This is a genomic window from Mucilaginibacter defluvii (genome assembly GCF_039543225.1).
GTDB classification, from domain to species: Bacteria; Bacteroidota; Bacteroidia; order Sphingobacteriales; family Sphingobacteriaceae; genus Mucilaginibacter; species Mucilaginibacter defluvii.
Map to the genome: position 1 here is coordinate 917,812 of NZ_BAABJI010000002.1, position 13,101 is coordinate 930,912.

Here is a 13,101-nt window from a genome sequence, read left to right on the forward strand (position 1 = left end):
ATATTTGCCCATGACTTCTTCGCAAAGATACGATCAGCGCGGCGTGTCGGCATCAAAGGATGATGTGCACAACGCGATCAAAAACATCGACAAAGGTATATATCCTAAAGCTTTTTGTAAGATAATTCCTGATATTTTAACAAACGACCCGGATTACTGCAATATTATGCACGCCGACGGCGCGGGCACCAAATCGTCATTAGCGTATACTTACTGGAAAGAAACCGGTGATATATCCGTATGGCGCGGCATAGCGCAGGATGCCATCATCATGAACATTGACGACCTGCTTTGCGTAGGCGCGGTTGATAATATCCTGTTATCATCAACCATCGGCCGTAACAAAAACCTGATACCGGGTGAAGTTATTGCTGCTATAATTAATGGTACCGAAGAAATTTTGGCTGAGCTGCGTGATGCGGGCATCGGCATATATTCCACCGGTGGCGAAACTGCCGACGTGGGCGACCTGGTGCGCACCATCATTGTCGACTCTACCGTTACCTGCCGCATGAAACGCGAAGATGTTATCTCGAACCACCGAATTAAACCCGGCAATGTAATTGTAGGCCTGGCCTCATACGGACAAGCCACATACGAAACCGAATACAATGGTGGCATGGGAAGCAACGGCTTAACCTCGGCAAGGCACGATGTGTTTAACAAAACCATTGCCGACAAATATCCGGAAAGTTACGATGCAGGTATTCCTTATGATTTGATCTTCTCCGGCTCAAAAAGTCTGACTGATCAAATTGAAATTGGAAATGGAAAAACCGTAACAGCGGGCAAACTTGTGCTATCACCAACACGCACTTACGCCCCAATCATTAAAGCTATATTGGAAAGATACCGCTCGCAAATTGATGGCATGGTACATTGTAGCGGCGGCGCACAAACCAAAGTGCTCCATTTTGTGGATGATGTACACGTGATAAAAGATAACCTTTTCCCGGTGCCACCTTTGTTTAAATTGATCCATGAAGAATCAGGCACCTCATGGCAGGAAATGTATAAGGTGTTCAATATGGGCCACCGCATGGAGCTCTATGTATCTGAAGATATTGCTGCCGACATTATCGCCATATCAAAGAGCTTTAATGTAGATGCGCAGATCATCGGCCGTGTTGAAGCTGCTGATAAAAAGCAGGTAACCATACAATCGGAATTTGGGGAGTTTGTATATAATTAAACCTGTGTTTAATCGACAAAAATGCCTGTTGAACATTCAACAGGCATTTTTTGTGAAAATAAAACGCCTGCCGGATATCCGGCAGGCGTTTTCACTATTAAATAAGCTATTTTAGTTAAAGATGTATCTGATACCGAATTGGCCTTGCCATCTTGAAGCTAAGTCAGATAAATCATATCCATCAGGATTTGACCTACTATAGTTAAAACCTTTAGCGCTGGTTGTTGAAATTAACTGAACAGCCTGATTTTGGTTAAAATAAGATCTGCCCCAATCCTTATTGATTAGGTTACCAACGTTAAATATATCAAATGTAAGTTGCAGCTTATGGTTCTTACCTTTAATAAGTGTACCCAGATCTTGCGTAATACGCACATCAAAATGGTGTTCCCAAGGGGTAGTAGCAGCATTTCTCGCGGTGTATTTACCTTTATTTTTGCTCAGATAAGGATCTCTATTGATAAACGATTCAAGGTTTGCCCATTGCTGATCTGCAGTAAGGGTAACTACACCATTCCTATCTTTTATATCCTGTAAGTTTATTTGAGATCTGTTAGCAGGTACAAATAACAGGTCATTGCTAAAACGACCATCGCCGTTTAAATCACCATTATAAACATAGCTGTATGGAGTACCAGAGAAGCCTGCATAAAATAAATTAATGCCTGTAGCAAAATTCTTATTCTTACCATAGCTAACTTTGTATCCACCACTACCTACTATACGATGGCGGGTTTCATAATAAGAAGTGGCTAAAGGTAAGTTATTAGGACCGTTTACATTTTGTACAAACTCCCAGTTTGAAAGAGCTGTACTACTTGTTCCTGAATTTAAATCAGTTGCACGGTTGTACGTATAAGCAACCATAGCGTTCAGACCAAAATCAAAATTCTTTTGTAGTTGGCCGGTTATTGAATAAGTATAACCCTTATTGGTATTAGTTAAGTAAATAACGTTAGTAAACGCCGGATCAACCTTATTGGTGTTGGCTGTGCTATATAACGGACGAGTATCAGCGCCACCGGTGTAAACAGGATCAATAACGGCCGCCTGATTATTAACAGCAGGTGCTGCTTTCAGGTTAAGGTCTGTATAGTTTACATTATTCATTGTTTTTGAATAAATACCTTCAATAGTACCAATAATACCATATGGCAATTTTACATCAGCAGCTAAGTTAAACCTTGCTACTTGAGGTATTTTGAAATCTTTATTAACCGCATTGATTTCGGTTGTAGCAACTGGTCCGCCAACGTCTTTCTGTTTGTCTACGTTAGGTTCAAAACCATTACCACCATTAATAGCAGTACCACGTACATCAACAGTACCTAACAATAGGCCACTGTTAACAAATTGGTTAGACAGCCATACAAAGGGTACGCGGCCAGAGAAAATACCTGCACCACCGCGAATTTGTACTGAACGATCACCGTTAATGTCGTAATTAAAACCTACACGCGGAGCCCAAAGTAATTTGCCACTTGGGGTTTCATCTGTACGAACACCCGGGAATGATGTCTCAACTTTAGCATTATATAACGGCTTATCATTGATGATAGGCATATCAACACGTAAACCTAACGTTAACCTGAAACCTTCAAAAGCATCAAATTCATCCTGAGCATATAAACCTAACTGTGCAGCGCTGAATTTAGCTGATGGTGATGGGTTATTTGGCAGTAAAGAATATGAAGCACGTGCTTGTTGAGGAACATTTGTAAGGAAATTGTTAACGTTTTCAAAATCCCAACGACCGTTCAAGTTATTGATAAACAAGTTATCAAACTTAAAAAATTCGTTATGCGTACCAAATGTAAATGTATGCTTACCTGCGTAATATTTAAAGTTATCAGTAAACTCAAATATATCCTGGCTAAGGCTGTTTGCAACTGAGCTGCGCTCTGAACCTAAGTATGCGCTGTTAGAGGAGATATTGTCAATATTTTTAACCTGGATCTGAGGAAACAGAGCTCCTGCAGTTTCGCGGTTATCACGTATTGCCGAGTATCCTAAAATCAAATTATTTGAAAACCGGTTTGAAAAATTACTTCTCAATTCAGCTACCGTTATATTTTGTTTATTATTAAACTTATAAAGGTTATTGCTAAAAGCAAAGTTAGTACCGTTGCGTGTTAAATTGTCATCAAACGCACTCACATAGTTATGGCGCAGTGTTAGCTGATGTTTATCATTAATGTTCCAGTCAAAACGAATAAATGCTTTGTCATTATTCCTGCGCAAGTTTACTTCTTCGTATGATCCTACATCGTATTTGTAAGTATCCATCATATAATTTTTGATGCTTTGAGCGGTAGCTGTAGTGATAGCAGCCCCAGCGTCGCCTGCATTAAAAGTTGACGGAGCTTCACGACGACCAAGCTCACCACTTACAAAAAAGAATAACTTATTTTTTATAATTGGTGCACCTACTCTAAATCCATATTGATTATCGGTAAAATTGGTGTATTTAGCATCAGTTAATGGATTTTTACCAACTAAACCCTGGCTTTTGCCATAAAAATAAGCCGAGGCCTGTACTTCATTTGTACCAGAACGGGTTACAGCGTTTATGCCACCACCGGTAAAGTTACCATATGATACGTCATAAGGCGCCAATACAACCTGAATTTCCTGGATCGCATCAAGTGCAATAGGCTGCGTGCTTGCCTGGCCACCCGGAGTACCTGATCCCGAAAGGCCGAATACATCGTTATTTACCGCACCATCAATGGTAATGTTATTAAACCTGTTGCTCACACCGCCAAATGAGTTGCCATTAGCTTGTGGTGTTAAACGGGTAAAATCCTGTAATGAACGCGAAAGAGTTGGCAAATTTTCAAGTTGTGCTTTGCTGATGTTGGTTGAAGCACCTGTACGTTTGCTATTCATTACAGCATCCTTACGACCGGTAATTTGTACTTCACTCAGACTTACTCCATTTTGAGATAAAGTAAAATTAAGCACAAACTGCTCGCCTAATCTCAAATTGATATTATCTGTAGTACTTTTTTCATACCCTATGTATGAAGCCTCGATAAGGTAAGGGCCGCCAACACGCATGTTAGGGATGGTATAACGACCATCGGCATTGGTAGATGTGTAATAATTTGTTCCGCTGGGCTGGTGAGTAGCTTTAATTGTAGCGCCAATTAAAGTTTCGCCTTTAGCGTCTTTGATAACTCCGGTTAAGCTACTCGTAGTAACCTGCGAATAGGCTGCACCTAAAGTCAACATGGAGAAAAATAAAAAAAGTAAAAACTTTCTCATGTGGTGAAAATTTGTCAATAAATCAGTTAATTAATATTCTGCAAAAATATAGAAAAGTTTTGCGCTCTATGTTAACTTAACATTAACTATTCTAAAAAATTTATCAACATTAATATGCATTTAATTAAAAAGTTACAACACGCGCTTTAATTTATTGCTTAAATCATATTAAATGTACAGCAAACTTCAAAGTTGAGTTTGCAGGGGTGTTAAAGTTACACAACGGTGAAACCGGCTATTTCGTCATTTCAGGCTATTTACTTAGCTTTGGCAACAACAAAAACATATAACAAGTAATATGAACTACGATCTAATTGTTATTGGTTCAGGTCCCGGAGGTTACGTTGCAGCTATACGTGCCTCTCAGTTAGGTTTAAAAACCGCGATTATTGAAAAGGAATCGCTCGGGGGTATATGCCTTAACTGGGGTTGTATACCAACTAAAGCTTTACTGAAAAGCGCCCAGGTGTTTGAATATATAAACCACGCTGCCGATTACGGTATAAAAGTTAACGGCGCCGGCGAGGTTGATTTTAAAGCCGTTGTAAAACGCAGCCGTGATGTGGCCGAAGGCATGAGCAAAGGCGTTCAGTTTTTAATGAAAAAGAACAAGATCGAAGTGATCATGGGCTTTGGTAAACTGAAAGGCAAAGGCACTGTTGAAGTAAAAGACGCTAACGGCGCGACTAAAGATTATACTGCGAAACATATTATAGTTGCCACAGGCGGACGCTCGCGCGAGTTGCCGAACCTTAAACAGGATGGTAAAAAGATCATCGGTTACCGCCAGGCCATGGTGTTACCGCAGCAACCAAAATCAATGGTTGTTGTAGGTTCAGGCGCAATCGGTATTGAATTTGCTTATTTCTATAATTCAATCGGCACTAAAGTAACCGTAGTTGAGTTTTTACCGAATGTTGTACCGCTGGAAGACGAAGAAGTATCCAAGCAATTAGAACGTTCGCTAAAAAAACAAGGTATCAATATCATGACCAATTCAACTGTTGAGTCGGTTGATACAGCGGGTGATCTTTGCAAAGTGAGTGTTAAAACCGCTAAAGGTACTGAAGTACTGGAAGCCGAGATCGTGCTATCAGCCGTAGGTGTGTCAACAAACCTTGAAGGCATTGGCCTGGAAGAAGTCGGTGTAAAAACCGACAAAGGCAAGGTGCTGGTTGACGATTACTATAAAACTAACGTTGAAGGTGTTTATGCCATAGGCGATATTGTTAAAGGCCAGGCCCTGGCTCACGTAGCATCTGCCGAAGGAATTACCTGTGTTGAGAAAATAGCAGGCTTAAACCCTGAGCCTATTAATTACAACAATATTCCGGGCTGTACTTACTGCTCTCCTGAAGTTGCCTCAGTAGGTTATACTGAAAAAGCGGCTAAAGAAGCAGGTTATGAAGTTAAAGTAGGTAAATTCCCATTCTCGGCGTCAGGCAAGGCAAGTGCTGCCGGTGCTAAAGATGGTTTTGTTAAAGTGATATTTGACGCTAAATACGGCGAGTTTTTAGGTGCGCATTTGATTGGCAATAACGTTACCGAGATGATTGCCGAAGTAGTTACCGCACGTAAACTGGAAACTACGGGCCATGAGATCATTAAATCAGTACACCCTCACCCTACCATGAGCGAGGCTGTTATGGAAGCTGCTGCCGCCGCTTACGGCGAGGTGATCCATATCTAAAATATCAATGCGGTTTTTACCGTTATTGACATCAAATACATAGCGACAGGTTAATATAGCCTGTCGCTATTGTTATTCAAGAAGTGCTATGAACCTGTACACCATTGATACCGGCTTATTTAAATTGGACGGGGGCGCAATGTTCGGGGTGGTACCCAAAACCATCTGGAACAAAACCAATCCGGCGGATGCCAATAACCTGTGCGACTTAGCGATGCGCTGCCTGCTGGTTGAAGAAGACAACCGGTTAATACTGATTGATACCGGCATTGGCAACAAGCAAAGCGAAAAGTTTTTTAGCCATTATTATTTGCATGGCGATGCTACGCTGGATAGTTCACTGGCTAAACACGGTTTTCATCGTGACGATGTAACAGATATATTTTTGACCCACCTGCATTTTGACCATGTAGGTGGTTCAGTAATTCGGGATGGTGAAAAGCTGCTGCCTGCATTTAAAAATGCCACTTACTGGAGTAATAAGAGACACTGGGACTGGGCGGTAAACCCCAACGAGCGGGAGAAGGCATCCTTTTTAAAGGAAAACATATTACCCTTGCAGGAAAGCGGCCAGTTACGATTTATTGAAGATAAGGACGGGGTTAGTTTTTTACCGGGCATTGACGTAAGATTTGTAAACGGACATACTGACGCCCAAATGTTGCCGTTAATTAATTATAAAGGTAAAAAGCTGCTGTATATGGCGGACTTGCTGCCGACAGTCGGGCATTTGCCGCTGCCCTATGTGATGGCTTATGACATGTTTCCGCTGACGACGCTGAGTGAAAAGAAAAGTATTTTAACGGAAGCATTAGAAAACGAATATATTTTGTTTTTGGAGCATGATGCCGAAAATGAGTGCTGTACATTGCAACAAACTGAAAAAGGCATCCGTTTAAAAGAGACATTTAATTTGCGCGAATTTATATAAGCCTATATAATATTTGTGTAAATATGCTATATTACAGTGCTAAATAGCGAACAATTTTGTACCTTTGCACGTTCAATTCTCAATCAAAGAATCGAGGTTATAAAAATAGATGAGACAACTCAAAATAACACAATCCATTACCAATCGTGAATCGCAATCACTTGATAAATATCTTCACGAAATTGGTAAAGTTGACCTGATAACTGCCGAAGAAGAAGTAATTTTAGCCCAAAAGATACGCGAAGGCGATCAAGCTGCTCTCGAGCGTTTAACTAAAACCAACCTTCGCTTTGTTGTTTCTGTAGCTAAACAATATCAAAACCAGGGCTTAACCCTGGGCGACCTGATAAACGAAGGTAATCTTGGCTTAATTAAAGCGGCCAAGCGTTTTGACGAAACTAAAGGTTTCAAATTTATATCATACGCCGTATGGTGGATCCGCCAGTCGATATTGCAGGCTATTGCTGAGCAATCTCGTATTGTGCGTTTACCATTAAACCAGGTAGGTTCATTAAGCAAGATCAGCAAGGCATTTTCAAAGCTTGAACAGGAATATGAGCGCGAGCCGTCTCCTGAAGAGCTTGCCGATATACTGGAAACTACGGTTGACAAGATATCTGACACACTGAGCAACTCAGGCCGCCATGTATCTATGGATGCGCCGTTTGTTCAGGGCGAGGAAAATACGCTGTTAGACGTACTTGAAAACCACGAGCCAAACACCGACTCGATACTGATCAATGAATCATTATCAGAGGAGATCAAACGTTCGTTATCTACGCTTACTGAGCGTGAGCGCGAAATTATCGTACTGTTCTTCGGTTTGGGCACTAACCACCCGCTATCGCTTGAAGAGATAGGAGAGAAATTTAACTTGACACGCGAGCGTGTAAGGCAGATAAAAGACAAGGCGTTGCAACGATTGCGGCACACCTCCAGGAGCAAGATCCTGAAATCATATTTAGGTTAACATAAAGAAGCCTTCCCGAACATTACGGAAGGCTTTTTTGTTTAACAAACATGCTGTTACCAATCGACTACGAACACCTCACCACTGCTCAAGCCATAGCTTACCAGCACGAGTTACGTAAACAAATTCAAATTAAGCCGCTCCAAACGCCGATACGCACCATTGCCGGGGCAGACATATCATTCAATAAGCACGAGGAAACGGTTTACGCGGGCATTGTGGTGTTCAGTTACCCCGATCTTAAGATAATTGGCAATGCTACAGCTATCAGCCGCACACCGTTCCCTTACATTTCAGGCCTGCTGGCATTCCGCGAGGTACCTGCCTTGCTGGAGGCCTGGAACAAACTGGAAACGAAACCCGATCTGCTTGTGCTCGATGGTCAGGGCATAGCGCACGAACGCCGTTTAGGTATCGCTACACATTTCGGGTTGATTACCGGCGCTACAACATTGGGATGCGCAAAAAGCCGCCTGGCCGGCAATTTCCAGGAGCCCCCAAACGAAGCAATGGCCGAAAGTCCGCTATACCACAAAGGCGAGCTGGTTGGCGTCGCCCTGCGCAGCAAGCGCAACTGTAACCCGCTGTTTATTTCGCCGGGGAACAATATTGATATACCACAAAGCGTTGAGGTGATAAAACAGTGCCTTCGCGGTTACCGTATGCCCGAACCTACCCGTCAGGCCCACTTGCTGGTAAATAAGATACGGATAGCCAACGGCAGAGTACCTAACACACAACATGACCTTTTCAGCTAAACTTCGCAATTACCAAAAATGAAACGACTGGCAACGCTCATCTTTCATTTTTACCGGCCTGTGTTTTTTGTTAACCTGTTGTTTAGTTTTTGCGCAATCTTTAACCTGATTAAGCTTGGTTTAGTTGCCATGCCTATTGTATTGATAATTAAGTTATTTGGATATCTGGTGTGTCTTGGCTATCAGTACTTATTTGCTGCCAAATCGTATTTTTATTACCGTAATGCCGGTTTCAGCTCAAGGCAGATGTATGCTTACATTTTCATATTAGATACGCTGATATTCATCCTGTTATCAACCATTATTTTAATCCCGTTTTATGCCCTCGCAAACATTAAAGGTTGATAGCGTTCAGCTAGAGTTTGATGGCCGCAAAATATTGCAGGACATTTACCTCGACTGCTCAACCGGCGAGGTGGTTGGCCTGCTTGGCCGTAACGGCTGCGGTAAATCATCATTATTGCGCATTATATTCGGAAGCTTGAGTTGCGGTTACAAGCACGTAAGTATTAACGGTCAGCACATAATTAAAGGTTATCATAACAACCGCATAGCATATCTGCCGCAGCACAATTATCTGCCTTCAGGCATCAAAATACAAAAACTGGCAAAGCCTTTTATTGACCCTTTACTATGGAGCGATTTTAATGACCAACCCGCCTATCAGCAGCATCAACATAAAACAGTTGGTCAGCTCTCGGGTGGTGAGTTAAGACAGCTGGAAACATTGATGATTGTTTACAGTTGTGCCGACTTTATTTTACTTGATGAACCTTTCACACATATTTCGCCCGTTCAAGCTGATGACCTCAAAATAATGATGGAGAAATCCGCCAAAACAAAAGGCATTATCGTTACCGACCATCAATATTACAATGTGCTGGATGTAAGCGATCGCATAATTTTGCTCAACAACGGGTGTACCCGGCCTGTAAAAGATGCCGCTGATTTAGTAACTTATAATTATTTAAACAAAAAATAACTATTTAAACGTTATAGCATGTAACACAGTGATGTGTTGTGCCGTCTTATAGATATCACAACCTTACTGATGCGCAAATTTTTAACATACCTTATTATGATTTTGCTGGCAATGGGCGTTCAGGCGAACGCCCATGCAGGCCATATCAACATAGGCGGTGTTTACATCAGTACGTTTGATGACCCTGCTCCTGACCCTTACGGCGATTTCAGTACGCTTACCGTTCCGATAAAACGGGCGGGCAACCTCATCATTGTTGAGGCACGGGTTGATAGCGTTATCGGCAATTTTGTATTAGATACCGGTGCTCCTCACCTGGTTTTAAATGCTACCTATTTTAGAGACATGCCCCGGATAGCCAACCAGGAATCGGGCGGCGTGAACGGCGAGGTAGCTAACTCTTTTGTTTCAGAAGTACAAAATTTCGCTATACTTGATTTGTTTTACAAGCGCTTAAAAGCCGATGTTACAGATTTATCCGCCATCGAAAACGGACGTAATATTAAAGTACTCGGCTTACTGGGTACCCGTTTGTTTGCCAAACTGGCCATAACGGTGGATATATTTAATAACATGCTGTATATCCATAAGCTGGACAGTGATGGCAATTTTAATCAAACAGAATTACCTTTCAGCAAACCGTTTATGAAAACCGGTTTTAAACTGATGAATGATGTAATCTTCCTTAAAACTTCTATCAACGATAATATCCTGTGGATGGCCTTTGATACAGGTGCTGAAACCAATTTGCTCGACTACAGGCGTTCAAAAAAAATCATACAAAATTTTGAAGTATTAAGCGCCTCAAAATTAACCGGCGTGGGTGGCTCTAAGTTTGAAATAATTTATGCTAAATTAGATCAGCTTACAGTGGGCGACAACCTGTTTACCAAAAACAAGGTAGTGCTTACCAGCCTTGATAACATGGGCAGAGCCTACGGCCACTCGGTTGACGGAATTTTGGGTTACGACTTCTTTATGCGCGGGGTTTTCACAATAAACTTTGTAAAAAAGGAGTTTGCGATGTATACTTATAAGGTATGAGGTTTTTATGGTGTTGGTTTATTGTTTTCCTGCTGTTTGCGGGTTGCCTGCCCGTGCTCGCGCAGCAACGTAACAGCCTCACCATCGCAAACGATAAGCTGGTATTACAAATTGATAAACGCTCAACCAAAAACTATCTCGATACCATACTAACCCGTGCAGGTGTAAGCGGGAATGATGTAAGTGTTAAACTGCTGAAGGGCGATTACAGCGTGCTCACCAGCCAAGGCTGGCAACTTGCTGAAAAGAGTCGGTTTAAAACAACATTCAATCGGCCACTCAACATCAGTATTAATATTCAACCTCAGCAGCCATTTATTATCACTACAAATAGTGTAAACGGCGAGGCTAGCCCTGGTTACCCGGCAGATGTACTTTATGGTGTAAATAAGTTTAACAGGCAAACGGTGTACGAGCTGCCGAACGGTTCAACACGTTTTTTTGTGCCCGGTAATCTTACAGCAAAAAGGGTATTGCTGTCCGGCAACTTCAACATGTGGAGTTTGTCAAAGGGCGTCATGCTGAAAACGGATAGCGGTTGGATCACCGACATCAGGCTAAAACCCGGCGTTTATGCTTATAAGTTTATTATTAATGGCCGCTGGACGCACGATGTAAACAACAAGCTTACCGAAGGTGATGGCTTCCATAGTGTAAATTCAATTTACTATCGCTACAATTATACGTTTAAGCTTAACGGATTTCAAAAAGTAAACAGGGTGCAGGTAGCAGGCAGTTTTAACCGCTGGAACGCGACAGAAATACCGCTCACACGCAGGGGCAACGGCTGGCAGGCATCCCTATATTTGCATGACGGGATGCATTTATATCGTTTTATGCTTGACAACAAGTGGGTAACCGACCCGGCAAATAAAACCAAAGGTTACGATGAAAAAGGCCTGATAGCTTCGGCAATCAATTTGGGCGAAACGGTAAATTTTAAGCTTAAGGGCTACGCCAACGCCAGGAAGGTGTCGGTAGCGGGAAGCTTTAACAACTGGCAGCCCGAACGCATCTTTCTGAAAAAGATAAATAATATATGGCAACTGCCGGTAATTATGCCTGAAGGCAATTACGGCTACAAGTACATTGTTGACGGCAGGTGGATAACTGACCCGGCTAATACCTGTTATGTTGAAGATGGTGGCGAAACCAACTCTTTTATATCGGTTAACCCGAATTACACCTTTAAGCTCAGAGGTTACCCGAATGCCCAGACCGTGCGGGTGGCAGGCAGTTTTAACAGCTGGAATATGGATCAGTATACCATGGGCCGCAAAGGCGACGAGTGGGTGCTCAGCATTAAACTGCCCATTGGCAAAACCCGCTACAAGTTTATTGTGGATGGCAACTGGCTGCTTGACCCGGCAAACAAGCAATGGGAAGGCAACGAGTTTGACACCGGGAATTCTGTTATATGGATAGACCCTGAAAACTCAACCAAAACAAAATAAAAAATGAAATTACCAATTTACCAGGTTGATGCCTTTACCGATCAGTTGTTCGGTGGCAACCCCGCGGCAATTTGTCCGCTTAACGAATGGTTATCTGACGAACTGATGCAAAAGATCGCGGTTGAAAACAACCTGGCGGAAACCGCGTTTTTTGTAAAAACAAATACCGGTTACAAACTACGCTGGTTTACGCCGGAGTATGAGATTGATCTTTGCGGCCATGCTACATTAGCGAGCGCGCATATTATATATACTGAGTTGGGTTATACCGGAAACGAAATTCATTTTGAAACCGTAAAAGCAGGCACGCTTATAGTTAAGAAAGACGGCGACAAGTACAGCATGGACTTCCCCTCGCGCCCGGCTGAGCGGGCTGAATTGCCCGATGGATTGATAGAAGCACTTGGCATGAAAGCGCCACTTGAGGTATTTAGGGCGCGCGATTATATGCTGGTTTATGAGAGTGAATATGATATTCGCGCCGCCTCGCCTGATTTTGCCAGGCTGGCAAAAATTCCGACCGTGGGCGTAATCATAACCGCGCCGGGTATAGCCGTTGATTTTGTATCCCGATTTTTTGCCCCCGCGGCCAGTATAAATGAAGATCCGGTAACCGGCTCGGCACATTGTAACCTGATACCTTACTGGGCCGATAAGTTAGGAAAGAATGACCTGCATGCCTATCAGCTATCGGCACGTAAAGGCGAACTTTGGTGCAAACTAAATAGCGACCGCGTTTTAATGGCAGGTAAAGCCGTAACGTTTTTACGGGGCGAAATTTATCTGTAAGCATTTAACCCGATACTATAAACA

11 protein-coding genes are annotated in these 13,101 nt (G+C 42.5%); 10 read left to right on the plus strand and 1 reads right to left on the minus strand.

All coding sequences use genetic code 11. The features are described 5' to 3' along the window. Nucleotides 1-10: 10 nt before the first annotated feature. On the plus strand, nt 11-1,192 hold the full coding sequence (locus ABD960_RS10285) for an AIR synthase related protein (protein WP_345331065.1): 1,182 nt from the start codon (nt 11-13) through the stop codon (nt 1,190-1,192). Between the two features lie 111 nt (nt 1,193-1,303). Here ABD960_RS10285 and ABD960_RS10290 read toward each other — a convergent pair whose 3' ends face one another. Next, nucleotides 1,304-4,459, minus strand: a complete 3,156-nt coding sequence (locus ABD960_RS10290) for a TonB-dependent receptor (protein WP_345331066.1) — start codon at nt 4,457-4,459, stop codon at nt 1,304-1,306. A gap of 298 nt (nt 4,460-4,757) precedes the next feature. Between ABD960_RS10290 and lpdA the strand changes: the two genes are divergently transcribed. The 9 genes from lpdA to ABD960_RS10335 all read left to right on the plus strand — a co-directional run bounded on the left by lpdA (nt 4,758) and on the right by ABD960_RS10335 (nt 13,077). After that, entirely contained in the window at nt 4,758-6,149 is a 1,392-nt protein-coding gene (lpdA, locus tag ABD960_RS10295; protein WP_345331067.1) for a dihydrolipoyl dehydrogenase, read from the plus strand. Between the two features lie 88 nt (nt 6,150-6,237). Continuing rightward, on the plus strand, nt 6,238-7,080 hold the full coding sequence (locus ABD960_RS10300; RefSeq protein WP_345331068.1) for an MBL fold metallo-hydrolase: 843 nt from the start codon (nt 6,238-6,240) through the stop codon (nt 7,078-7,080). Nucleotides 7,081-7,189: 109 nt separating this feature from the next. Further along, on the plus strand, nt 7,190-8,050 hold the full coding sequence (locus ABD960_RS10305) for a sigma-70 family RNA polymerase sigma factor (RefSeq protein ID WP_114004714.1): 861 nt from the start codon (nt 7,190-7,192) through the stop codon (nt 8,048-8,050). 50 nt (nt 8,051-8,100) lie between these two features. Beyond that, the gene (gene nfi, locus ABD960_RS10310) at nt 8,101-8,808 is read left to right on the plus strand and encodes a deoxyribonuclease V (protein WP_345331069.1); all 708 of its coding nucleotides are present in this window, start codon (nt 8,101-8,103) and stop codon (nt 8,806-8,808) included. An 18-nt stretch (nt 8,809-8,826) separates the two neighbouring features. After that, on the plus strand, nt 8,827-9,153 hold the full coding sequence (locus ABD960_RS10315; protein WP_345331070.1) for a hypothetical protein: 327 nt from the start codon (nt 8,827-8,829) through the stop codon (nt 9,151-9,153). Then, nucleotides 9,128-9,790: an ATP-binding cassette domain-containing protein gene (locus ABD960_RS10320; RefSeq protein WP_345331071.1), complete on the plus strand. Its 663-nt coding sequence runs from the start codon at nt 9,128-9,130 to the stop codon at nt 9,788-9,790. The genes ABD960_RS10315 and ABD960_RS10320 overlap by 26 nt, the downstream gene beginning before the upstream one ends. Nucleotides 9,791-9,859: 69 nt before the next feature. Then, nucleotides 9,860-10,834, plus strand: coding sequence for a pepsin/retropepsin-like aspartic protease family protein (locus tag ABD960_RS10325; protein ID WP_345331072.1), 975 nt, complete (start codon nt 9,860-9,862; stop codon nt 10,832-10,834). Then, nucleotides 10,831-12,288: an early set domain-containing protein gene (locus ABD960_RS10330; protein WP_345331073.1), complete on the plus strand. Its 1,458-nt coding sequence runs from the start codon at nt 10,831-10,833 to the stop codon at nt 12,286-12,288. Before ABD960_RS10325 ends, ABD960_RS10330 begins: the two co-directional genes overlap by 4 nt. A gap of 3 nt (nt 12,289-12,291) precedes the next feature. After that, nucleotides 12,292-13,077 carry a PhzF family phenazine biosynthesis protein gene (locus ABD960_RS10335; RefSeq protein ID WP_345331074.1) on the plus strand — a complete coding sequence of 262 codons (786 nt, stop codon included), beginning with the start codon at nt 12,292-12,294 and terminating at the stop codon, nt 13,075-13,077. The last annotated feature ends 24 nt before the right edge of the window (nt 13,078-13,101 follow it).

Bases quoted from the DNA above. Each gene is read 5' to 3' on its own strand.
- ABD960_RS10325 (WP_345331072.1), top strand. From the start codon at position 9,860: ATGCGCAAATTTTTAACATACCTTATTATGATTTTGCTGGCAATGGGC.
- ABD960_RS10300 (WP_345331068.1), top strand. From the start codon at position 6,238: ATGAACCTGTACACCATTGATACCGGCTTATTTAAATTGGACGGGGGC.
- ABD960_RS10290 (WP_345331066.1), bottom strand. From the start codon at position 4,459: ATGAGAAAGTTTTTACTTTTTTTATTTTTCTCCATGTTGACTTTAGGT.
- ABD960_RS10285 (WP_345331065.1), top strand. From the start codon at position 11: ATGACTTCTTCGCAAAGATACGATCAGCGCGGCGTGTCGGCATCAAAG.
- ABD960_RS10315 (WP_345331070.1), top strand. From the start codon at position 8,827: ATGAAACGACTGGCAACGCTCATCTTTCATTTTTACCGGCCTGTGTTT.
- ABD960_RS10320 (WP_345331071.1), top strand. From the start codon at position 9,128: ATGCCCTCGCAAACATTAAAGGTTGATAGCGTTCAGCTAGAGTTTGAT.
- ABD960_RS10305 (WP_114004714.1), top strand. From the start codon at position 7,190: ATGAGACAACTCAAAATAACACAATCCATTACCAATCGTGAATCGCAA.
- nfi (WP_345331069.1), top strand. From the start codon at position 8,101: ATGCTGTTACCAATCGACTACGAACACCTCACCACTGCTCAAGCCATA.
- ABD960_RS10335 (WP_345331074.1), top strand. From the start codon at position 12,292: ATGAAATTACCAATTTACCAGGTTGATGCCTTTACCGATCAGTTGTTC.
- lpdA (WP_345331067.1), top strand. From the start codon at position 4,758: ATGAACTACGATCTAATTGTTATTGGTTCAGGTCCCGGAGGTTACGTT.
- ABD960_RS10330 (WP_345331073.1), top strand. From the start codon at position 10,831: ATGAGGTTTTTATGGTGTTGGTTTATTGTTTTCCTGCTGTTTGCGGGT.